Here is a 20,426-nt window from a genome sequence, read left to right on the forward strand (position 1 = left end):
TTTATGTATGACTGTACTTTAAGCCTTGGATAGCTTTCCTCGCCACTCACCCCAAAAAACTGTCCGGACTGTTGTTTCTGCGATCGCCATAATCAGTTGGCGTGCGATAACTAATCACATTTAAACAGTATTTTTATTCTATGCAACTTCATAATATAAAATTGGTAGAGTGTGAATAATTGGGAGCGAAATATCAAATCTATTAGCCCATAAAATTGTTAATTTTGGCTCGCTTTCAAGCGGTTTCAAAATCCCTTTTGCTGATGTGATGATGATATTTGTCGCAGTGAACTTGTAGTGAGTGAACCATCCATCGAGCTAGGATCGCCGGGTCAATTCCTAGAACTGACCCGCGAACAGCAGAGGCATCACACAAATGGTAAGGCGTTAGGTTAACGCCTTGGTTGCGGATGCCGGGAGTAATTTTCTCGCCAAGTTCCTGATTGTTCTTGCCATCAGTTTTGATGTTTGGCAACTTCACGTCCTACACCTTCGACTCAGATCTGCAGATAGGTCGCAACGGCAAAATAAGGCGATCGGCAGTTTTGCTATTAGGTAGCACTAGCAGCCAGCCCGGTTAAGATTCAAGCTCATAGCAGTCGAGTTTAAAGATTTGATGCGGGCGCAGACCACAGGCAGCCAACATCCCGAAGACCGATTGCCAACCAAGATTGGCGATCGCGCATTGCGCATCGCTTCAATTTCTTAATCCGATGGCAAATCCCTGGGCATTTTAGATCTGCACCCAGCGACTAATTCAGTAAATTTAACTTCGAGGCGCGCAAATTTGGCAAGTGTTCCATTGGTTGTTGCTTGCCGTTGACCCACGGTGTCCAATCAAATATTCCACCCAATAGCTGAGCTTCAATTTTCATAGAGCCTTAGCTTTAGCAAATCTCAGCCCCTCTGAATGCGCTGCATATCCATTGCTAATCTCATACCGTTTCGGTTTATCACCATCACCGGGCTGAGGTGGGAAAGTGGCTCGCAAGTAAAACCTCTTCCCCTTGGATCTGATCTGGACTCGATCTAGGGAATCATTAATCTTCCCCAAATCTTCGGCAAAATCTCCCATAAAATATACCAAGTTATCTTATTTTGCTGGTTGTATCTTAAGCAGGGAGATGCCAGAAATATTGATTTTTAAAGGAAAAACGGAGAGGGTGGGATTTGAACCCACGTTAGAGTCACCCCTAAAGTAGATTTCGAGTCTACCGCATTCAACCGCTCTGCCACCTCTCCAATTGATTTGAGATGTGAGCTAAAAGTATTTTACCGCACAGTGCGCCACATTGTAAATCTTTACAGAAAAGAAGTTTGATTTTCTTCAGATTCCAGAGTGGTCTTAAATCCGGCTGCTGGCGTCCACTGGAGGGCTCCGTCGCGCCCTGTCCAGAATATTTGGGTTTTGTTTTGGCGCAGTTGGGCGACGGTTTCTGGGTCGATTTCGTTAGCAGATGCGATCGCCACTTGTGGTCCAACCGCGCTTAATAACTCAGCCGTCAGGGTTTTTCCCGACCACCACAGCACTTGAGCGGGCTTCAAGGTTCCCGTTGCTGCCAATTTTTTTTGCGCTTCCGGTGTCATTTCACCGACGAGCAACCAAGTTCGATTTCCCACCAGGAATTCTACCACCGGAATCTCCGCATTCACCAACTGCAACCGCGTCGAACCCAGATCAACTGTACTGTTAGTTTCTAAAGGAAAGTAAACACCTTGGTGAGATTGCACAGCAGTCATAAATTCCTGATTGTTGCCACGGTGAATTTGTTTCGGAGCAGTATTATCATAAAAAGTTTTAATTGGCAAGCGTTCTAGTAATTTTCCCCAACCGCCGCTCAAACCTAAATGACCGTGAGTGGCGATCGCAAAATTGACAGAATTAACTCCTTGCTGCTGCAAAAAAGGCAACACTGTAAACCTGACGGTATTTTCATCACCGCTATTAATTAGCGCCACTTTTCCCCTATCTTGAATTACTAAAACTGGCTCACCAGATGTCGCCAGCAAAGTAACTTGAAATAAAGATGCTTGAACGTGCCAAGCTGGCAAAACTATGATAGCAATTCCCGCCACAACGGCCAGCGGTAAAATCCAAGCAGATGAAAAACTCGGCAGCGAAATAACTCTACTTTTCCCCTTCTTTCCTCTTCCCTCTTCCTTCTTCCCTCTTCCTTCTTCCTTCTTCCTTCTTCCTTCTTCCTTCTTCCTTCTTTCTTCTTCCTTCTTCCTTCTTCCTTCTTCCTTCTTCCTTCTTCCCCCAATCCAAACCCAGCAAATTAAACTGTAAAGCGCGATTAGCTGAAACACCGATACTTGACGGACAGCTACCGAATTACCAGGCAATTGCGAGAAATATTGAGCGATGGCAATTAACCCTTTTGCCGGATAGTCCAGCAGTTGCGCTAAAACACTGCCAGCCGGCGGAAAAATCAATCCAGCTAAAGCGCTAACCATCCCCCCAATACTCAAAATCCACAGCAAAGGAGCCGCAATAATATTGACTAAAATACTGTAAGGTGATACCACGCTAAAAACGTAAAGTAGCAGCGGTAGCACCCAAATTGAAGCCGCCATCGGAACCACAATAATCGAAGCGATCGCGGGCGGCATCCAATCTAACTTTGCCATCAGCGGCGGCGTCGTCACTATTAACCCCAAAGTTGCCAAAAAACTCAGTTGAAAACCTAAATCCCAAATCCACAAAGGATTAACTAGCAGTAAAATAGTAGCAGCGATTAACAGCAATCCCAGCGGCTTAACTTGGCGGCTCAGCACCAAAGCAAATAGTGTTCCAAATCCCATCAAAGCGGCGCGGCATACTGAAGGTTCAAAGCCAGTTAATCCCACGAGCAAAAATAAAGCACCGACGCCAAAACAAAATTGTAATTGTTTGGAAAAACGCCTGGTTAAAGCTAGAACTAAGGCTAAAACCATCGAAACTTGAGTGCCGGAAGCTGCGATCGCGTGGGCCAATCCAGCCTGCACAAAATAGTCGCGGATGTTGTAAGGTAAATCTACTGCTTGTTTGCCGAGGGCGATCGCACCGATCAAGGGCCCTTCGGGAACATTTAACTGCGATAGTTGCGATCGCACGATCCGCTGCCGCATCGCTTGAATTTTCGATGGCCGCATTCCGCTTGGCTCCCAGAAAGCATCCGCTTGGCCGTTAACTCGATTTACATCCGCGATCGCATTTTCTCTCGTCCAGTCAATTTGACGCCCTTTGAGGCCTGCAAAAGCTCCTTCTCTGGCTAAATATGCTTGAAAATTAAAAGCCCCCGGATTCGACGGCGCCTGCGGTTTGTACAAAGAGCCCACAACTGCGATCGTATTGTCGGCGTACAAACCCGTTGCTTGCAGCAGGGGCACTGTAACGTAGAGTTGGCCGGATACTGGGCGGTTTACGACTGCTCCTCCCTCGCCGCCGTTGATTTCGCTAACTAAATCTGTTTCTAGCCAAAATTGCGATCGACCCGATCTAGTCAATCGGGGCGTACTGACAACTCTACCGCGAACTGTCACCGCCACTTCTTGAGTGTTGCCGCCAGCCGGAATCAGTTTGCTGATGTCATCTATTGCCGGTTGGGGCGATCGAACTCCAAAATAAACGCTAGCTAGAAATGCCACCAAACCCGCAACTGCCCACACCCATTTCGCTCTTGGCAGCATCTCCAACAAACTCAACTCTTCCCTCGCGTCTAAGGGTTCTTCAAGAGCATTTTCTTTTTGTCTGCTGCGTCTTTTCTTGGTGACTTTGACAGAATTTTTAGTAAATTTTCGCAACAATTTTGGCAGGGCGATGGCCACCGCTATTCCCAAAGCAAGTAGCCCGTATCTACCCCAAGGAACCGCTGTAGAAATCAATCCCAAAATGTAGGCAAGACAGAAAATGACACCCGTTGCTTGATTCATTAATTAGCAAGTAATTAGCAATTTTTACTGTCACAAATAGAGTTAGTTTAAGGACTTACGCAGAACCTCTATAAGTATGGTTTCATGCACACCGCACTTTACAGATATCTGTAGGGCTATGTACACCGGACTTTAGGGCTATATGTAGCGGGTAAAACCACTTTTTGGGTAAGTTTTGTGTTTAATTTCCCAAGCGGAACAACTTAAGCTTAAAACCCAGACAAATTTCGCTTTGATAGTTGGTCTATATCCCCCTAACCGAGCTTTTTAATGGGTTAGGGGGGATCGAGGAGCTAATCTGAACGATAAAAGACAAAAGACCGGTACTGCGTTAAATAGACAACCCCAATTTTAAACCGAAAGCCGCGTGTAGCACCATAAGTGCAAGAGCCGTCGTGCCTAAATAAGCGTGAACCGCGCGCAGTGCTGGCTTATTGCCCCCAAAACCCGTCAGCGAAATCAAGCTGCCAACAGCCAGCAAAACCAACACTGCCGAACCCGTCCAAAAATGCGGGCTTTCCATTACTGGCTGGTGCTGCATCACCAGCGACAGCAAGCCGCCTGTATAGCCCAAAGCTAGAAATAGAAACATCCACGGTGCCAGCTTGCGGTGATCCGAGCGACTTTTGAGTGCGACATCTTTATCGGTGGCCAAACGTCCTTGCCATCCCGTATACCCGACAAAACTGCCCATCGCCACTACCACGATCCCCATCATTACAGGGTGACCCCAATGGGTAATTGGTTCGGGAATTCCCAGACTGCGAAATTGACTGGCGATGGGTTCTAGTAGTTCGCTGAGATCGATCATTTGCTTGAGATTCCTAACTTTGCGATCGCTAATTTTGGTTTAACCAACAACTTACTATAAATAGCAATATACCTATCGTGATTTTCAATCACTGTTTCCAGCCAGAAGTCTGTATAAAATAAAAGAACCGGACACAGGAGAAGTGTATTGCCTAGCCTCAGCAGAGGATCTGCCATTTTAGTTAATTTGAGCTGAGCAGTATCCAGGTTTTTGTCCCCACACCAGTAAGAGGATGCTATGGCAGACGGCGCTATGATTAAGCCTTACCGATTTTTGCAGCGAATTGCTCAACTGTTCGCCTACGCCTACTCAGCACTGATTTTCGGCTATTTGATTCTGAGACTGATCTTTTGGGACAGGCTGTGGCCGGTTGCCTTGATGGGGGATTTTGTTCCTTGGATTTTCTTGCCAATCTTCCTGCTGCCAATTCTAGGGTTTTTTCTCATAAAGAAACGCTGGTTCGCGATTGTTTCATCTGTGGCTAGCCTCTGCCTGCTGGGTTGGCTACACGTCACCTACTTTTCTCCCCAGCCGGCGAACATCAGTGACTCCCAGCCAACCCTCAAGGTTTTTTCTCTTAACCTCGGCTGGCATCACAAATCCCCACAAACTTTGGTTAGCCTAATTCAGGAAGAAAAACCAGACCTCATTTGTTTGCAAGAAATTAAGGAGGATTACGCCAAAGAAGTATTCTCTAAATTGGCCGCATTATACCCGCACCACCTGGGGCGCGGATACCATGTGATTCTCAGCAGATATCCCATTCGCTCTTTCCAAAAGTTACGGCTAGCCGGTGGGAACGAACCACAGCAACGAGCTATTATCGAGATGAACCAGCAAGATGTAGTTCTTTATAACATTTCAACAACCCCACCGTGGTTTCGCCAGCATAAAATTTTGCCTTTCCTCAAGATCCCTGTTTACGAGTACGGCGACCGACCCGCACAAATTCAAGATTTAGTGCGACGACTCCAGAAAGAAACGCTGCCGACTATTGCCACCGGGGACTTTAATCTGACTGACCAGTCTCAAGACTACTATTATTTGAAAGCAGTTATGCAAGATGCTTTCCGAACAGCAGGAGTGGGTTTTGGCTTTACTTTTCCTCACGGGTGGGATATGAGTTTACTGGTTAAACAGTTAAACTGGAAATTAACTTTTCCCCTGGTGAGGCTTGACTATGTTTGGTATTCTCACCACTGGGGGGCAAAATCAGCCAAGGTTTTACCGGCCATCGGTTCAGAGCATCTGCCGGTGTCGGCCCAACTGCGGATGCAACCGGAAATTGGACGAGTGTAGGGGGTTGGCAACACTTTGGTGGGGCGATCGCAAGGGCATCGGTCAATTTAAGCTCCGGGCAAAGGTCATGATGCTGTTGGCGAATCCGTGAAGGGTGACACCTCACATTTGCTCCCGTCGTACCCCTCTTAGATCGTGTCCGGATAATTGCCCGCAATTAATTTTTCTATCCTTCTTCCACTTTCTTCTTCATTTTTGGCGTACTTGGCGTCTAGGCGGTTCATTATTAAACCCCCCAAAGAAACAAAGTATTGATTCGCCAACAGTCTCATGGAATTCGCGACTATACAAACAGGGAATTTTAGACAAATGAAGATGTTTTCAACCAAGCACAGACTAATGGCTCGAATTAAGGCTTACTGACTTTGCAGTTGACTGCTGAATCGCCCGTATGCCATAGCCCTCGGTCTGCGCTTCACCCAATCTTCACAGCCTCATCCTCACTCTGGATGTTAAATCCTACCTGCCTGCTCAAAGTTAATTTCAATTCCTTGACTTTTGAATGGCAAAGTGAGAAATTAACATCGCAGCCGACGAGCAGTCGCACTTCTACATTTTGCTAATCGCTCTCAAGGGAGAATCAACTGCTGAAAAAAAAACTAGAGGTTCCAAGTTTGAGACTTCTTGCATAAAGTATGCCGTCTGCCCGATGAGAGTTCGATCGACTGAGCGCTAAACAGTCTCAAGGCACCCTGAAAGCACCCTTGTCTGTTGAGCAGCCATCGCTGTGCACCTAAATGAACCCTATCAACTAACTCGCTGGGGATTCGGTTTTAGCAGACAAGCACCCACTTTCTTGCGTCGCCTTCCTCGGAACCGTGCAATCGCTACACTCACTGCGCCGTCGCTAAAGTAGCTTCCGAAGGTTGGATTTGATACTTTACGAGATTTGCCAGTTCTTGTAACTGATTAATCGCTTCTGCACCTTCTAGTTTCATGAGTTCGCGGTCGTCCCGCATCTCAGTCCAAGTGATACCGTAATCTGACACTAAAAATCGAATCAGATGGTTGTCCGTCAAACTGACCATAAATGAGGCACTGTTCATCTGACCCCCGCAAGTGTAGCAGGATGCCAGATAACCCCGATGCTCTAGCACGATCGCTAAAGCTTGCAGGTTCATTACCAAATCTTGAACGAATTTACGGTGTTGTTCTGCAAGTCTCAGAAACACGTTCTCCTCCTATCACCACACCGTGTATTTTACATCCCATTTAAGAATTTCTTAATAACTGGGTATTTAGGTGCTGGTTCAGTATACGTTTAGTATGCTAAAAAAAAATCGGATTAGCGACCTCTTCAGCCTACCTATAATAGATTAACCGAGTTGCGATCGAAACTAAGTATCAGCAGCGACATTCAGCCAAAACACGCTCTCGCCCGGGACTCCAGCCTCAAAATTTGCCTCCTGTAACAGGTGATTCAGCCGTCGGCAGCCCAAAGATACAAATAACTAATGACAGCAATCAAATTAGTTAAGTATAAGAGTTCAATCCCCCTGGGGATACTCGTCCCAAAGCGTCGTCGTCTGTCGCAAGCTCCGAAAATCGCCATTCCCCAAAATCAAGTGATCCAGTAGCGGAATAGACAAAAACTGCGCTCCCGCCAGCAACTGCCGCGTCAAAGCAATATCCTCCGGGCTTGGCTCCACTATTCCCGAGGGGTGATTGTGCGAGATAATCGCCCGCGTAGCCCCTTGGCGGATCACCTCCCGAAAAATATCCCGTGGGTGAGCCAAAGTTTCCGTAGCCGTGCCGATCGTAATTACCTGAGTACCCAGCAGCCGATTTTTCACATCCAGCAGCACCACAGCAAAACGTTCCTGAGACTGCCACATCAAATCGTGACTCAGAGCATCCGCCGCCGCTTGCGGAGAGTCAACCACAGCCATTTCCGGCGGCCGCGACTGAAACACCCGCTTTCCCAACTCCACTGCAGCCAAAATCGAAGTCGCCTTAGCAGGGCCAATCCCGTGAATCTGCGTCAACTCCTGAACGCTAATACTGCGCAGCACAGCCAGAGGATCGCGAGAATGCAAACTCAATTGATTTAAAATATACTGTCCGAGCCCGACGGCGGAAAGTTTGCCTTGTCCCTGACCGGTACCCAGCAGAATCGCAATTAATTCCGCAGTAGCCAAACTTTTCGGGCCACCCGCCATCAGCCGCTCCCGCGGCCGTTCACTCGTTGGCAAATCGACAATTCTCAAGCTGTAAGTCATAGACGCACCAGCACCGCAAGCTCAACAATCAAATCATGTTAGCCGATCGATTTCCATCTTCAAATCAGTACAAGCACCGAAAAAAGCCTTCATCATTAACCGAGGATTTTGGCAGATTCAGTTCGCGATCGCACGCTACCCAAAAAAACCCGGTTTCTTGTGTCGCGATCGAGCGTATATGACCAAATTACATGAAGAAACTGGGTTTTTGCGATCGCGAACTGAGATCGAATCTAACGCAGCGTTTCGCAAGCGATCGAGTCTTTATCTCGATCGAGCTTAAACGGATCGCCCGGATATGCCTCTAACACTTGTTGCGCTTCGGCTTGAGTCGCAAAGTCAGAACAATTGCAATCCGAGTTAACGCAACTGGGAAAATCGGCACTTTTAACATTCGGTTTAGAAGACTCGTAAATAACTTTCTTGGTATCTTCCTTTGGCTGCTGTGGTGCATCAAGAGCAATTTCTGCGGTTCGTTCAACAGATTTGACTGAAGATGGCAATTTGCGATCGGGATCTGGTTTGGCAAGTGCAGGTACCTCCGCAGAAATTGCAGGTTTCGGTGTTGGTGTCGGCGTTTTCACAGTCTCCGGCTTCTGTTTCGGGGCTGCCGAAAGCGGTGACGGCTTAGCGGTTTGAGATGATACTAGCGGATCGCTTGGGGCCGGAAGCGCCACTGAAACTTCCTGAGACGGAGGGGGTGCGGTGACGCCAAAAAGTACAAACGAAGCCGCCATCAACCCGCCATACATCGCGACCGATCGCTTGCGGGTTGGTGCGGCCACCCATTTCGGATTAATAATACCCAGAAAGAAGGCAGGTATCGACAATAAAAAGCTTAAGAGGAAAAAATTAGACATAGCGATCTTTACCAGTAAAAAATAGAAGTAGTCCAGGACGCAGAAACCGGGTTGGTTTTACCAAAATACGAGGTGAATCACGAAGGATATTTGTTTAAAAAACCCGATTTCTTTAATCCCTGTGTGTAAGTCCTGAGAAGTGAACTTCCTTCTTTATCGGTAGACCCAATCCCAAATCCCTATGATTTACAAAGTAAATAGAACGCTGGATATCCTACGCGGGTGAAACCCGGTTTATGAGTGTATTTCTTCTTACTAAATCCAAGATTTTTTCCTACAGTTCGCGATCGCACTCCGACACCGAGAAACCGGAGTTTTTAATTGCAGTAAATGAGTAGAACCAAGTATTGTTCTTAAAAAACTAGGTTTGTAGCCCCAACCGGGCGTAAGTCCTGGTAAAATTTCTGGTAACGCTGCCATAAAAGTGATATGCATACCCAGCTACGTTCAGCGCAAAGGTGCGCTGACTCTAAATTCTGGCGATTCAGTTGAGGCCAGCAGCCCCGAGGAAACTGGTTGCGGCGGCTTAGGTGCTGTAATCCCAAGTACAAGGAACGAAACTGCCATCAACCCGCCGTACAAGGCAGTCGATCGCTTGCGAGTTCCCAGTCCCACCCATTGAGGATTTAGCAGACCCAGACAAAAAGCCGGCGTTGAAAACATGAAAGTTAAGACAAACAAGCTGGACATCAGGCACCTCCGACTCGCGAACTGCAGCGCTCAATTACTTGTCTCTCCTATTAACATCTCAAAAAATCCGCTTAAAAAAGTTACAATTTAGGATTTACCACTTTGGACTTATTCCCTTTTATCAAACAATAATAAAACTGGTTAAATCTCTTACTTTAGGTAGTTGTAAAAAACAACAATAGGTTTTTAGAAAACCAGAAAATTCAGTTTAAAATAAACACTAAATTCCTCCCTCAAAATATGAAAGTCCGCTTTAACGTAGTCCGCCAAAATCAAAACGAGGCTCCCCGGGTTCACACTTACACCCTAGACGTGGAAGAGAGCAATACCATCCTCGACTGCCTCAACAGCATCAAGTGGGAACAGGACGGCACATTAGCTTTTCGCAAAAATTGTCGCAATACAATTTGCGGCAGTTGTTCTATGCGAATTAACGGTCGATCGGCATTAGCTTGCAAAGAAAATGTGGCCAGCGAACTCGCAAGACTTGACAAAATAGCCCATTCCAGTTCAGCAGAAAAGCCTGTCGATTTCATCCCAGAAATCACCGTCGCCCCAATGGGAAATATGCCGGTCATTAAAGATTTGGTTGTTGACATGACCAGTTTTTGGGACAACCTGGAAGCAGTGGAACCCTATGTCAGCACCGCCTCGCGAGCAATTCCAGAACGCGAATTTCTGCAAACTCCAGAAGAGCGATCGAAACTCGACCAAACCGGCAACTGCATCCTCTGCGGCGCGTGCTATTCTGAGTGCAACGCCCGCGAAGTCAACCCGGAATTTGTCGGCCCCCACGCCCTCGCCAAAGCTTACCGCACGATCGCCGACTCCCGCGACAGCGAAACCGAAAATCGGCTCGAAAAATACAACGAGGGTACCGCAGGCGTCTGGGGATGCACCCGCTGTTACTACTGCAACTCGGTTTGTCCGATGGAAGTCGCGCCGATGGATCAAATTGGTAAGATTAAACAAGAGATTCTCGATCGCAAAGACGACCAAGCCAGTCGATCGATCCGCCACCGCAAAGTTTTAATCGATCTGGTCAAAGAAGGCGGGTGGATAGACGAGCGCAAATTTGGCATTGAAGTAGTAGGAAACTACTTCCGCGACGTTAAAGGTTTGCTGAGTCTGGGCCCGTTGGGTTTGAGAATGATCGCTCGGGGCAAGTTCCCGCTGTTTTTTGAGCCTTCTGAAGGTACTGAAACCGTGCGAAATCTGATCGAATCGGTTCAAAGTTTAGAAAAGTCAGCAGATTAGCGATCGGTTGTCATTTTCCTGGTAAATTACAAGTTGTGCGATCGCAAACCTTCCCAAAAATCATCACTCAAAACACGAAACTCAAAACTTTTAAATGACTGCTAAAACTCCTCCATCCCCAAAACCGACAACCCCAAATACCCCAAAACAACCAGAACCAGCCTTTGGCTGGAATGCCTACGCCGAACAAATCAACGGACGATTTGCGATGGTGGGATTCGTGGGACTTTTGCTGCTAGAATTCTTCACCCGCCAGGATTTTTTCACCTGGCTGGGTCTGCGTTAAATAGAGCTATATATCAGGCACTAAAAATGCTCTAAAACCGGGTTTTTTACCGATTATATAACTGCCATAAAGTATTTTGGTAAAAAACTCGATTTCAGGACACCGATGCGTAAATTCTATTCATTTAGCAACCGCTAACACGGTTAGGACGTTCTTAATTCCTGAAACTAATGCGGTCGATTTCTTCTTCCTTCTCTCCTAAATAACTAAAACCTTCTTCATTCTTACTTTTCCTATAAAAAAGCAGGTAAAAAAATAGATTATTATCCATTTTTTTCCTGCATTCCTGCTTATAAAAAGCGGAAATCAAGTTAAGTTAGTGCAAATTTAACCTGTACTTTTAAGCTTGGTTTCCAGTCGCCTATCGAGAAATTATTCACATAGATAATGGATAGGGATTTCGTTCAAACTAATTTCCAGTTGTTTCGCGGACGGTCAAACTGTACTTGCCTCTACCTTTTGGAGGCGGCTCGTAAGCATTGACAATGACGCGGTAGCGACCGCTCGCAGACAAGGTAACACTAAGCTCAGAATTGGAATTTTGCTGCGTCACATCATCATTTTCTGCAAGTAGCTCGCCCTGGGAGTTGAAAATAGCGAGATAAGTATCAAACTCGGTACTTTCTACGGTAACAACCACTTTCTGACCCTGAGTGCCTTCAAAGGTATACTCATCGTACAAACTGCTGTCCGAGGGCAGTACAGATGACTTAGCAGGGGTGAGTTCTCCGTTTTGCTCTAAAATGACCTTAGATGAACCCGGATCGGGACTTGGCAAAGGTTGTACAGTTGGACTCTGAGTTGGCGAACTCTGCGGTGATGGCGACGGGTTGGGGCTTGCTTGAGCTAAAACAGCCTTGCCAGCAGGGTTCGCATCAGGTGAATTTTGAGGAAATTCTGCTGAAATGAGGGTAGAACTGCTGTTAGCAACTCTACCTGAATTTGAAACTGGCGAAGAGAGAGTCGGCTTGCCAGAAAAAGTAGCTACCAGAGCAATTGGCGCGATCGCCCAAAATCTAACTTGACGCATGAATTACCTCGATTTGCAAAGAAGAAAGGAGGAAGAAGGAAAAAGGAAGTAAGCAACAAGGAAGGAAGAAGAAGAAGGAAGAAGGAAGAAAAATAATTCCCCATTACTAATTCCCCATTACTAATTCCCCATTACCAATTCCCCATTACCAATTCCCCATTACCCATTTTCAACGGACAGTTAGAGTGTAACGACCCCGGCCCGAAGCATCATAAGCATTGACAATTACGCGATAGCGACCCGTAGCGGGCAAAGTAACGCTCAGAAACGCATTTTTAGTCGAATCGCTCGCATCGTCATTTTCTGCCACTAATCGGCCGTTAGGGCCAAAGATAGCCACATAGGGATCGAAATCTGTACTTTCTAGGGAAATGGCTACAGACTGACCCGATCGACCTTCAAAAGTATACTCGCGATACAGACTGTTGTCAGACGGCAATACCGGACCGCCTGCGACTAAAGCAGCTTCTTCTTGCAAAATTGCCCGAGAAGTGCCGGTAGAAGCACTCGCTTTCAGTTCTAACGTATAAGCCCCCGACTGCCTAGCTTCGTAGGAATTGGCCACTAACGTGTAAGTGCCGTCTGCTGGCAGCCTAACTGTAATTCTGGCGTCTTTACTGCCTGCTCCGTCATCGTCTTGAGCGATTTCGCGCTGGTTGGGTCCGAGCAATATTAAATAAGGGTCAATCTCTTGACTTTTCATTTCTATTGTGATTTGCTGACCCGCTTTTCCCTCAAACGAGTAGAGGTCAAAAAAGCTGTTGTCGGTGGGCAGAACGCTAGACTGGTTGGTGAGTTTGCCACTGACGGCGGGCCCGTTTAAGGCGAGTTTTTCAGGTGATTTGTTGCCAAAGGGCGATCGGGTTTGAGCGACGCGGGGAGCTCGCCCTTCTCGTACCGCTGTCAGGAAAGCAGGTACTTTGTCTGCTGAAATTGCAAAACCGATACCGATACTGCCACCGCCCCGACCGCGAGTAAAAATAGAAGTATTGACGCCTATTAATTCTCCTGAACTGTTGAGCAGCGGCCCTCCAGAATTGCCGGGATTGATGGCGGCGTCGGTTTGAATTAAGCCCCGCTCGAGGTCGATGCGGCTGACAATTCCGACTGTAAAAGTACCTTGAAATTGACCGAATGGGTTGCCGATCGCAAATGCTTGTTGCCCGACTTTCACCGAACCGGGACGGGCTAAAGGAATGGTGGGCAAATTGTTTTGACCGCGAATCTTAACCACGGCTAAGTCTAGACCTTCTTCGCCGAATCCGACGACATCGGCCACAAGCTTTCTGCCGTCTGACAGAATTATATTCACGGTACCGCCAGCCGAAACAACGTGGGCGTTCGTTAACACCATGCCGTCAGGGCTGATAATTGTACCGCTACCGTTAGATTTACCGGTATCGACGCTAACAACCGCAGGGCTGGCTTTTTCGTAGACGCGAATATTGGTTTGTTCATCGACATTTTGGGCGATCGCACCCTGGGAATGCACCGAGTTAAATTCCGTTAAATCTGTTGATTGCCGTACAGGGGATGTCGTAACAACCGCACTGGCGCTGGCTGTTACCCCAACCGTTAAAATTCCCGATACTGCTAAACTTAGAAGTGTGAAATTCATGGCGATCGATTTTAGTATTTAGCGATCGGTAGCTAGGAATTAGGTTTTGTTGCTAACTGCTAACTACCCTCTGTAATTATTTTAGGACTTGCACAACGGTAGTGACCTTCCTCACGCCGGTTCTCCAATTCGGGAATCTGAATCAGCAGCAAGATACTTGAAATTAGCTTTCCGCACCTCAGCCTCCTCATCACCGTAAAAAAATGACAGCAAAGCAAAACGCTGACCGCTAATCACGGAAGTCGCTTCATGCAGCAAAGAACACGAAAAAATAATCGCCGTGCCAGAATCGCCTTTATAACCGTGCGGCGCGTACTCTGGAAACCGTAAAAATCCCCCCGTGTACTCTCCCACATTCAAGTTTAGCGTCATCGCAAACTTGCGGTGCAGCGTAGCTTTGCTAGTGTTGTCGCGGTGCGGCAGAAAATAACCGCCACTCTGGGCATCGTAACAACCTATCAAATACCGTTCAAACCTGGTAATTGTAAACTGAAAAGCTTTCTCTATTTCCGGCCGAACCCGGCGCAAAATAATCGCATTCAATTCTCGCCGGAAATCCTCGTCTTTAATAAAGAAATCTCGGCGCTTTTTGAAAGTGTCGTCGTGCAGACCAACGGTTTTCCCCTCTATTTGCCTCATAAAGCCCGAGGGACTGCCACCATTAGCTTTATACATATCGATCAAAGTACGGCAAAACTTTTTGTCCAAAACGTTAGGAATTACTAACACCGGGGCGTGGCGAGTGGCGGCTCGGGCTTCCTCAATTGGGGGCAAAGTTTTGAAAAAATCTAATACTTGCTGGGCGTGTTGGTGCGGTCCGCCCATCGGCAATATATTAATTATCTGAAGGTTTTCGTTGATAACAAAAGTTTGGGGTGCATAGTGAACTCCGCCAACTCCATTTTGTTCAACATCTTGGGAAACACCGTACTGCTGGCTGACTGTTTTATCCAAGTCCCAGAAAAAGAGGAATGACGGAGCAATTGTTGTCGGTCTGTTTTGTTCTTGGTCTGCTGGGTCAACGCTCACTCCGAACCGCGCTACTTGCAAGCTTTGGAATTCCTCCGATCGCTCTTGAAAGCTTTTGAGGATAACTTGAATTTGTTCAAAAGCTGCGCTGCCAAAGAAAAACAGCACGACTCGCCGGCCGCCAACTGTCGAGAAATTAAATAAGGGGTTATTTGTAGAAGGAATGGAAAACCAGGGAGCCGGATCTCCTATTTCGAGTAAAGGCATCTTGCTGATTTTAGATTGAGGATTTTATATTTAGATTATTATGCTGTCGATTAGTTCCACTGGTTCGGTATGTTAAAAGGTTTTTTTAGAAAAAAATTAGCTTTTATCTGTGTATATCTGCGTTTGTCTGCGGTTTCACACTCCCTATTTACAGTTTTTTTAATAAGTCTAATATCTGATAATAAGTAGATGGGTATCAATAAACGCAACTTAGAGTTCTGCGGTGTCCCAAGCCGGAGCTGGGGGATAAATGTTTAGTTTCACCCACCTACTTATGTTTGCCTATTTGTCGAAATTGGGGGAATTATCCGGTTGGTCTTCCGGGTATTCTACAGGTCGATACTCCACGTAGTCTGACGGCGGTGCTTCCACGTCGCGGTTGCTGGGGCGAGACCTGGATGCTTCCGCAGGACGGGGTTTTTTGGTTCTCGGCGGCGTATCGGAACTGCGGTTTTCCGAAGCAGGGGGGCGACTGCTGCGGCTGCGGGTCGGTCTTTCTTCAGGGTTGTCTGAAACGTCCCAGTTGTCAGACTCTTGGGCAGGCGAGGCTTCTGCTTCTGGGCGAGAGGGACGTTTGCGCGATGCTCGTCGATCGGACGACTCGGGCTTGGAGGTGTTAACGCTGCCGTTGCGATTCGAGGGACGGCGGCGGGGTTCGTCGTCGTAGGCTTCCCGGGAGGAACGGTAGTCTTGGCTGCCTCTGATCCGGGGACGCTGCGGATAGTCTTCCTCTGGTTCTAGCTGCTCGATGTCGGAATCGTAGCTTTCGTAACCGTAGGCGTTGCTGACAGGTCGCTCTTCATCTACGTATTGAGCGCGACTTTTGGCTTGGGCGGTGGTTGCTCCCCGTAGCTTAATGCTTTCTGCTGCAAAAAATATGGCCGAACCGGTGAGCAGAAATTGACCGAAGGCCAGAATTGGGTCAAGCCGCCATCCTTGAAATAACAGAATACCGCCGCACAGCAGGCCGACTGCTGCAAAAAAAATATCGTGGTCTCGGGCTAGTTTGGGACGCCACGATCGCAGAAAGTACAGTCCTGCCCCTGCTACTGCTAGGATGATCCCTAACAGGCTGCTCCAGTTCAATCCTAAATTGACCATTAGCCTATCTCCTATGTCTTTCCTATGTTAGCGAGTTAGATTTTACATCTATCATTAAGTCTGTTATCCCGACTGTGCTTTCTGGGGCAGCGTCCGGTCAGGGTTTCAGCTTAGGAACTGAGTATAATAATGAGTTTAACGGGAAAAAACCTCAGCTTGGCAGTCAACCGAAGGTTTTGCCTTCACAGTTGCTGGTAGCCGAGGTTTCTCGGATCGGGGAAATGCCCGACGTGCAGGCGAAAATTGACTTTCACGCCTGACAGGAAGCCCCCCAGACTTTTTAGGTGCGCTTGATTTTGTCTTTTTGGCTGATGAAGATCAGGCCGATCGTTGCTGGAATCACTACCACAGCCACGCCCACCAGCAGGCTGTACAAAAAGTTCGCGAGAGAAGGAGTCATAGATTCAAAGCCTTTGTTACAACAATTTGATTTTTATTAATTTTATACTTTCGATCGCACCTGTGAAACGGTTAAAATTATGAATAGCAGACTTAACAAAACTTAAAATTTCGAGATAAGACCCATGACTGGTATTACCGTTGCAAGTTGGATTCTGGGCTCAGTCCTAGTCGTGATGACCTTGCTGTTTATTTTTCGGATCGTCCTGACTTGGTATCCCGAAGTGAACCTGAGCAAGTTGCCGTTGAGTCTGATTGCTTGGCCGACGGAACCTTTTTTAGCCGTAACTAGAAAGATTGTACCGCCGATCGGCGGGGTGGACATTACGCCGATTATTTGGGTGGGTATCTGTAGCTTGCTGCGAGAAATGATTCTCGGTCAGCAAGGGCTACTGACGATGATGATGTAGGAGTTGACTGTTGACTGTTGACTGTTGACTGAAAGCAGTCTGGGTAAAAACCCCCGGATCGATCCGTGGGGTTGCTTTCTTCAATCCAAAATCCAAAATCCAAAATCCAAAATCTAAAATCCAAAACCGATTGACTAATGACTGTTTTGGTTCATGAACTGTTCGACGAAATTGGTATAAACCTCGCCGTTGAGAAATTCAGGGCTATCGAGGATTTTTTGGTGGAAGCCCAGAGTTGTGGGGACGCCGGTGATGGCACATTCCCGCAGGGCGCGTTTCATGCGCCGGATCGCTGAAGGTCGATCGCGCCCCCAGACTATCAATTTACCGATTAAAGAATCGTAGTAAGCGGGTATTTCGTAATCGGTGTAAACGTGAGAGTCCATCCGCACACCCGGGCCGCCGGGAGGCAAATAACCGCTGATTCTGCCGGGGTGAGGTCGGAAATTGCGATCGGGATCTTCGGCATTGATGCGGCACTCGATGGCGTGGCCGTTGAGAATTACTTGGTTTTGCTTGATTTGCAGTTTTTCGCCTTGGGCGATCCGAATTTGTTCGGCTATTAAGTCGAGGCCTGTAATCATCTCCGTGACGGGATGTTCTACTTGGATGCGGGTGTTCATTTCCATGAAGTAGAACTTGCCCGATTTGTCAAGCAAAAATTCGACTGTGCCGGCACCGGTGTAGTTGATGGATTTGGCGGCGGCGACGGCTGCGTGACCCATCTGATCTCGGAGTTTCTGGGTGAGGGCTGGGCTGGGGGCTTCTTCGAGGAGTTTCTGATGTCGGCGCTGAATGGAACAATCTCTCTCGCCGAGGTGGATGACGTTACCGTAGTTGTCGGCGAGGATTTGGATTTCGATGTGCCGGGGTTTTTCGATGAATTTTTCGAGGTAGACTCCGGGATTGCCGAAGGCTGCATCGGCTTCGCCTTGGGCTGCGGAGAATAGTTTGGGGAGTTCGGATGCTTCTCTCACTAACCTCATCCCCCGGCCACCACCGCCGGCTGTGGCTTTGATCATCACAGGATAGCCGATGTCGCGGGCGATCGACAAAGCTTCGTGTTCGTCCGCCAGCAATCCGTCGCTACCGGGAACTGTGGGGACTTTCACCCGCTGCATAGTTTCTTTGGCGGTGGATTTGTCACCCATCGCCCGCATCGCGGCAGGAGAAGGGCCGATGAAGGTAATTTGATGGTCGGCGCAGATTTCGGCAAATCGGGCATTTTCCGAGAGGAAGCCGTAGCCCGGGTGAATGGCTGCGGCGTTGCGCGTCAGGGCGGCCGCGATGATGTTGGGGATGTTTAAATAGCTTTTGCTGCTGGTGGGGGGGCCGATGCAAACGGCTTCGTCTGCCAACTGGACGTGCAGGGCGTGTTTATCTACGGTGGAGTGAACGGCGACCGTGGCAATCCCCATTTCCTCGCAGGTGCGCAGTATGCGGAGAGCTATTTCTCCCCGATTAGCGATTAAAATTTTCGAGAACCCCATCTTCGCTGCTTAATTCACTCAATATTCTGTACAATAATGCCTTTCGGTATGTTCTGGATAATGGTTTTGCAGAAATTGTTCATAAAAGTTTATTTTACATTTTGCTGGTAGTGGTGCTATGATTGTAAATCGGCGGTGCAAAAGGGCAAGTCACAAGTTAAATGTCAGGAACCTCAACCTGTGAATCTTTAACTCGTAACGCAAAAATCCCGGAGATTGCCAGAAAGAGCGGATGTGGCGGAATTGGTATACGCGCACGCTTGAGGTGCGTGTGGCAATATGTCCTTGCGAGTTCGAGTCTCGCCATCCGCATTGAATATATAGAACAACTGTTGACAGTTTTTGGCTGTTGGCAGTTGTTTTATATTGAGTGGTTTTTCTAGAAACTCGATCGAGTTTTAGATCTGATTCTCGAAAACTCGATCGAACTAAGCATTCTTTAACTGTCGATCGACAATTGTGTTTGTATGGGCACGCTGAGTTCATTTACGCACAGCGCATTTACGAAAACAATTGTATGTGTGACTGCGGGCATTAAGCGACGCAGTGCATTCAAGTAAGACTCGGCATCGGGGCGACGACTAAAACGGGCGACTGTTAACCGCTGACAGTTTGGGAGTTGGCGAATTATACACCAAGGTTTAAGTCGATCGCGATAAGTGAGTTCTTTTGGTATCATAGGAAAATCCTTTCCACGAAAGTGGATGGTTAGAGAGGCGATTGCCCTTGATTTATCAGGTCTGAGGGCGATCGTCTTTGTGATTACAAATATTAAACGATAGATACTTATCGTTTGTCAAGTAGAATGGGGTTAGTTAGGTTCCGAATCCGAGAGTTGGCTGACGAAAAAGGATGGACGCTAAAGGATGTTGCCGATCGATCCGAGGTTCCGTACAGCACAGTCAGGCACTATGCTCGATCGGAAGGACTAGCAACGGTTGATATCACATCCATTCAAAAGATAGCTCGCACCCTCGATGTTTTGATTGAGGAGTTGATGGAAGTTGTTAAAGAATGAACCGATGAAATTATATTAGCAAACGGAAGTTAGATCGATGACATCCTACGCCTTAAACTTACCCGTTCAGTTACAGCAAGAAGCTGAAAAATTGGCAACACTCCAAGGCATTTCGTTCGATCAGTTTATCCTCTGGGCTGTAGCCGAAAAAGTCGCTACCCTCAACCAGCGGAATGACGATCCGGCTTTTCCTGAAATCACCTATGTGCGCGGCGCTAGCGGCGAACTCGTTCCCGTTTTGCGCGGCACTCGGTTGCGGGTGCAAACAGTAGTCATCGCAGCGCAGAAATGGGGTTTTTCTCCAAACCAAATTGCCACTGAGTATGACTTAAGTGAAGATCAAGTGAACGATGTTCTCGCTTTTTATGCGGCTCACTATCAAGAAATAGACGCATCTATTGCCGCTGAGCAAATTATCGAAGCTGCTAATGTCTAAACCGCTATTGCATCTAGATGCCGATACGTCTATTAAAGCTTTGCAAGCCGCCCTTTTATCTCGCAGTCACGATGTCACTCGGACACCGAGTGAGTGGATGGCTTTAGATGCTAGCGATGAGGCTCAATTGCTAGAAGCAACAGCGCGAGGGCGGTGTATTTTTACGTTTAATATCCGGGATTTTCAGGTTTTAGCTCAGCGTTATCCCGAACATGGTGGCATCATTTTGGCTGCTCAAAACAGTTGGACATTATCTAGTCTAATTGCTTCGCTCGATCGCCTGCTTTCAGAAACACAAGCTGCTGACTGGAAAGGGCAAGTCCGCTGGCTTAATCAGTGGCGAACCTAATC

23 protein-coding genes and 2 tRNA genes are annotated in these 20,426 nt (G+C 47.5%); 9 read left to right on the top strand and 16 right to left on the bottom strand.

Annotated elements, in window-relative coordinates; all coding sequences use genetic code 11:
• Window positions 1-235: 235 nt before the first annotated feature.
• The 5 genes from QUA13_RS15265 to QUA13_RS15285 all read right to left on the bottom strand — a co-directional run bounded on the left by QUA13_RS15265 (window position 236) and on the right by QUA13_RS15285 (window position 4,726).
• Window positions 236-481, bottom strand: a complete 246-nt coding sequence (locus QUA13_RS15265) for a hypothetical protein (protein WP_333199758.1) — start codon at window positions 479-481, stop codon at window positions 236-238.
• A gap of 271 nt (window positions 482-752) precedes the next feature.
• A complete protein-coding gene (locus QUA13_RS15270; protein ID WP_333199760.1) occupies window positions 753-875 on the bottom strand; it encodes a hypothetical protein in 123 nt (40 codons plus the stop codon).
• A 280-nt stretch (window positions 876-1,155) separates the two neighbouring features.
• A tRNA-Ser gene (locus QUA13_RS15275) sits at window positions 1,156-1,242 on the bottom strand.
• A 60-nt stretch (window positions 1,243-1,302) separates the two neighbouring features.
• Window positions 1,303-3,915, bottom strand: coding sequence for a ComEC/Rec2 family competence protein (locus QUA13_RS15280; RefSeq protein WP_333199762.1), 2,613 nt, complete (start codon window positions 3,913-3,915; stop codon window positions 1,303-1,305).
• 331 nt (window positions 3,916-4,246) lie between these two features.
• A complete protein-coding gene (locus QUA13_RS15285) occupies window positions 4,247-4,726 on the bottom strand; it encodes a DUF4079 domain-containing protein (RefSeq protein ID WP_333199764.1) in 480 nt (159 codons plus the stop codon).
• 237 nt (window positions 4,727-4,963) lie between these two features.
• Between QUA13_RS15285 and QUA13_RS15290 the strand changes: the two genes are divergently transcribed.
• Window positions 4,964-6,025, top strand: a complete 1,062-nt coding sequence (locus QUA13_RS15290) for an endonuclease/exonuclease/phosphatase family protein (RefSeq protein WP_333199766.1) — start codon at window positions 4,964-4,966, stop codon at window positions 6,023-6,025.
• Between the two features lie 833 nt (window positions 6,026-6,858).
• Here the strand turns inward: QUA13_RS15290 and QUA13_RS15295 are convergent.
• The 4 genes from QUA13_RS15295 to QUA13_RS15310 all read right to left on the bottom strand — a co-directional run bounded on the left by QUA13_RS15295 (window position 6,859) and on the right by QUA13_RS15310 (window position 9,794).
• Window positions 6,859-7,197, bottom strand: a complete 339-nt coding sequence (locus QUA13_RS15295) for a DUF1815 family protein (RefSeq protein WP_015176985.1) — start codon at window positions 7,195-7,197, stop codon at window positions 6,859-6,861.
• A 315-nt stretch (window positions 7,198-7,512) separates the two neighbouring features.
• The gene (radC, locus tag QUA13_RS15300; RefSeq protein ID WP_333199768.1) at window positions 7,513-8,244 is read right to left on the bottom strand and encodes a RadC family protein; all 732 of its coding nucleotides are present in this window, start codon (window positions 8,242-8,244) and stop codon (window positions 7,513-7,515) included.
• 233 nt (window positions 8,245-8,477) lie between these two features.
• Window positions 8,478-9,104 carry an excalibur calcium-binding domain-containing protein gene (locus QUA13_RS15305; RefSeq protein ID WP_333199770.1) on the bottom strand — a complete coding sequence of 209 codons (627 nt, stop codon included), beginning with the start codon at window positions 9,102-9,104 and terminating at the stop codon, window positions 8,478-8,480.
• A 447-nt stretch (window positions 9,105-9,551) separates the two neighbouring features.
• On the bottom strand, window positions 9,552-9,794 hold the full coding sequence (locus QUA13_RS15310; RefSeq protein WP_333187204.1) for a hypothetical protein: 243 nt from the start codon (window positions 9,792-9,794) through the stop codon (window positions 9,552-9,554).
• A 240-nt stretch (window positions 9,795-10,034) separates the two neighbouring features.
• On the opposite strand from QUA13_RS15310, the gene QUA13_RS15315 reads away from it, so the two are divergent.
• Entirely contained in the window at window positions 10,035-11,051 is a 1,017-nt protein-coding gene (locus QUA13_RS15315) for a succinate dehydrogenase/fumarate reductase iron-sulfur subunit (RefSeq protein WP_333199772.1), read from the top strand.
• A 94-nt stretch (window positions 11,052-11,145) separates the two neighbouring features.
• Entirely contained in the window at window positions 11,146-11,337 is a 192-nt protein-coding gene (locus tag QUA13_RS15320; RefSeq protein WP_172191677.1) for a chlorophyll a/b-binding protein, read from the top strand.
• A 409-nt stretch (window positions 11,338-11,746) separates the two neighbouring features.
• Here QUA13_RS15320 and QUA13_RS15325 read toward each other — a convergent pair whose 3' ends face one another.
• From QUA13_RS15325 to QUA13_RS15340, 4 genes are all read right to left on the bottom strand, one after another.
• The gene (locus tag QUA13_RS15325) at window positions 11,747-12,367 is read right to left on the bottom strand and encodes a pre-peptidase C-terminal domain-containing protein (RefSeq protein WP_333199774.1); all 621 of its coding nucleotides are present in this window, start codon (window positions 12,365-12,367) and stop codon (window positions 11,747-11,749) included.
• A gap of 169 nt (window positions 12,368-12,536) precedes the next feature.
• Window positions 12,537-13,985 carry a trypsin-like peptidase domain-containing protein gene (locus tag QUA13_RS15330; RefSeq protein ID WP_333199776.1) on the bottom strand — a complete coding sequence of 483 codons (1,449 nt, stop codon included), beginning with the start codon at window positions 13,983-13,985 and terminating at the stop codon, window positions 12,537-12,539.
• Between the two features lie 111 nt (window positions 13,986-14,096).
• Window positions 14,097-15,221, bottom strand: a complete 1,125-nt coding sequence (locus tag QUA13_RS15335; protein WP_333199778.1) for a redoxin domain-containing protein — start codon at window positions 15,219-15,221, stop codon at window positions 14,097-14,099.
• Between the two features lie 282 nt (window positions 15,222-15,503).
• Window positions 15,504-16,322 carry a Ycf66 family protein gene (locus QUA13_RS15340; RefSeq protein ID WP_333187224.1) on the bottom strand — a complete coding sequence of 273 codons (819 nt, stop codon included), beginning with the start codon at window positions 16,320-16,322 and terminating at the stop codon, window positions 15,504-15,506.
• 74 nt (window positions 16,323-16,396) lie between these two features.
• Between QUA13_RS15340 and QUA13_RS15345 the strand changes: the two genes are divergently transcribed.
• On the top strand, window positions 16,397-16,582 hold the full coding sequence (locus QUA13_RS15345) for a hypothetical protein (protein ID WP_333199780.1): 186 nt from the start codon (window positions 16,397-16,399) through the stop codon (window positions 16,580-16,582).
• A gap of 20 nt (window positions 16,583-16,602) precedes the next feature.
• Here the strand turns inward: QUA13_RS15345 and psbX are convergent, their stop codons facing one another.
• Window positions 16,603-16,722 (bottom strand): photosystem II reaction center X protein, encoded by a 120-nt coding sequence (gene psbX / locus QUA13_RS15350; protein WP_332985557.1) that lies wholly within the window; start codon window positions 16,720-16,722, stop codon window positions 16,603-16,605.
• A gap of 124 nt (window positions 16,723-16,846) precedes the next feature.
• Here psbX and QUA13_RS15355 point away from each other — a divergent pair, with 124 nt between their 5' ends.
• The gene (locus QUA13_RS15355) at window positions 16,847-17,131 is read left to right on the top strand and encodes a YggT family protein (RefSeq protein ID WP_006634856.1); all 285 of its coding nucleotides are present in this window, start codon (window positions 16,847-16,849) and stop codon (window positions 17,129-17,131) included.
• A 134-nt stretch (window positions 17,132-17,265) separates the two neighbouring features.
• Here the strand turns inward: QUA13_RS15355 and accC are convergent, their stop codons facing one another.
• Window positions 17,266-18,621 (bottom strand): acetyl-CoA carboxylase biotin carboxylase subunit, encoded by a 1,356-nt coding sequence (gene accC / locus QUA13_RS15360; protein ID WP_333199782.1) that lies wholly within the window; start codon window positions 18,619-18,621, stop codon window positions 17,266-17,268.
• A gap of 228 nt (window positions 18,622-18,849) precedes the next feature.
• On the opposite strand from accC, the gene QUA13_RS15365 reads away from it, so the two are divergent.
• Window positions 18,850-18,933, top strand: a tRNA-Leu gene (locus QUA13_RS15365).
• Between the two features lie 127 nt (window positions 18,934-19,060).
• Here QUA13_RS15365 and QUA13_RS15370 read toward each other — a convergent pair.
• Window positions 19,061-19,300, bottom strand: coding sequence for a hypothetical protein (locus tag QUA13_RS15370; protein WP_333199784.1), 240 nt, complete (start codon window positions 19,298-19,300; stop codon window positions 19,061-19,063).
• A gap of 126 nt (window positions 19,301-19,426) precedes the next feature.
• Between QUA13_RS15370 and QUA13_RS15375 the strand changes: the two genes are divergently transcribed.
• Genes QUA13_RS15375 through QUA13_RS15385 form a run of 3 tightly spaced genes read left to right on the top strand, consistent with a single transcriptional unit; the run spans window position 19,427 to window position 20,424 of the window.
• Window positions 19,427-19,639, top strand: coding sequence for a helix-turn-helix domain-containing protein (locus QUA13_RS15375; protein ID WP_006634859.1), 213 nt, complete (start codon window positions 19,427-19,429; stop codon window positions 19,637-19,639).
• Between the two features lie 37 nt (window positions 19,640-19,676).
• Window positions 19,677-20,075, top strand: a complete 399-nt coding sequence (locus QUA13_RS15380) for a DUF433 domain-containing protein (protein ID WP_333199786.1) — start codon at window positions 19,677-19,679, stop codon at window positions 20,073-20,075.
• Complete coding sequence (locus QUA13_RS15385) at window positions 20,068-20,424, top strand: DUF5615 family PIN-like protein (RefSeq protein ID WP_333199788.1); 357 nt, start codon at window positions 20,068-20,070, stop codon at window positions 20,422-20,424. Before QUA13_RS15380 ends, QUA13_RS15385 begins: the two co-directional genes overlap by 8 nt.
• Window positions 20,425-20,426 lie beyond the last annotated feature (2 nt).

The organism is Microcoleus sp. S28C3 (assembly GCF_036700785.1).
GTDB lineage: Bacteria > Cyanobacteriota > Cyanobacteriia > Cyanobacteriales > Microcoleaceae > Microcoleus > Microcoleus asticus.

What these genes read in the sequence shown, in the direction of transcription:
- QUA13_RS15285 (WP_333199764.1), bottom strand. Translation starts at nt 4,726, where the DNA reads ATGATCGATCTCAGCGAACTACTAGAACCCATCGCCAGTCAATTTCGC.
- QUA13_RS15270 (WP_333199760.1), bottom strand. Translation starts at nt 875, where the DNA reads ATGAAAATTGAAGCTCAGCTATTGGGTGGAATATTTGATTGGACACCG.
- QUA13_RS15375 (WP_006634859.1), top strand. Translation starts at nt 19,427, where the DNA reads ATGGGGTTAGTTAGGTTCCGAATCCGAGAGTTGGCTGACGAAAAAGGA.
- QUA13_RS15320 (WP_172191677.1), top strand. Translation starts at nt 11,146, where the DNA reads ATGACTGCTAAAACTCCTCCATCCCCAAAACCGACAACCCCAAATACC.
- accC (WP_333199782.1), bottom strand. Translation starts at nt 18,621, where the DNA reads ATGGGGTTCTCGAAAATTTTAATCGCTAATCGGGGAGAAATAGCTCTC.
- QUA13_RS15280 (WP_333199762.1), bottom strand. Translation starts at nt 3,915, where the DNA reads ATGAATCAAGCAACGGGTGTCATTTTCTGTCTTGCCTACATTTTGGGA.
- QUA13_RS15340 (WP_333187224.1), bottom strand. Translation starts at nt 16,322, where the DNA reads ATGGTCAATTTAGGATTGAACTGGAGCAGCCTGTTAGGGATCATCCTA.
- QUA13_RS15385 (WP_333199788.1), top strand. Translation starts at nt 20,068, where the DNA reads ATGTCTAAACCGCTATTGCATCTAGATGCCGATACGTCTATTAAAGCT.
- QUA13_RS15380 (WP_333199786.1), top strand. Translation starts at nt 19,677, where the DNA reads ATGACATCCTACGCCTTAAACTTACCCGTTCAGTTACAGCAAGAAGCT.
- QUA13_RS15370 (WP_333199784.1), bottom strand. Translation starts at nt 19,300, where the DNA reads ATGATACCAAAAGAACTCACTTATCGCGATCGACTTAAACCTTGGTGT.
- psbX (WP_332985557.1), bottom strand. Translation starts at nt 16,722, where the DNA reads ATGACTCCTTCTCTCGCGAACTTTTTGTACAGCCTGCTGGTGGGCGTG.
- radC (WP_333199768.1), bottom strand. Translation starts at nt 8,244, where the DNA reads ATGACTTACAGCTTGAGAATTGTCGATTTGCCAACGAGTGAACGGCCG.
- QUA13_RS15310 (WP_333187204.1), bottom strand. Translation starts at nt 9,794, where the DNA reads ATGTCCAGCTTGTTTGTCTTAACTTTCATGTTTTCAACGCCGGCTTTT.
- QUA13_RS15290 (WP_333199766.1), top strand. Translation starts at nt 4,964, where the DNA reads ATGGCAGACGGCGCTATGATTAAGCCTTACCGATTTTTGCAGCGAATT.
- QUA13_RS15305 (WP_333199770.1), bottom strand. Translation starts at nt 9,104, where the DNA reads ATGTCTAATTTTTTCCTCTTAAGCTTTTTATTGTCGATACCTGCCTTC.
- QUA13_RS15355 (WP_006634856.1), top strand. Translation starts at nt 16,847, where the DNA reads ATGACTGGTATTACCGTTGCAAGTTGGATTCTGGGCTCAGTCCTAGTC.
- QUA13_RS15335 (WP_333199778.1), bottom strand. Translation starts at nt 15,221, where the DNA reads ATGCCTTTACTCGAAATAGGAGATCCGGCTCCCTGGTTTTCCATTCCT.
- QUA13_RS15330 (WP_333199776.1), bottom strand. Translation starts at nt 13,985, where the DNA reads ATGAATTTCACACTTCTAAGTTTAGCAGTATCGGGAATTTTAACGGTT.
- QUA13_RS15325 (WP_333199774.1), bottom strand. Translation starts at nt 12,367, where the DNA reads ATGCGTCAAGTTAGATTTTGGGCGATCGCGCCAATTGCTCTGGTAGCT.
- QUA13_RS15315 (WP_333199772.1), top strand. Translation starts at nt 10,035, where the DNA reads ATGAAAGTCCGCTTTAACGTAGTCCGCCAAAATCAAAACGAGGCTCCC.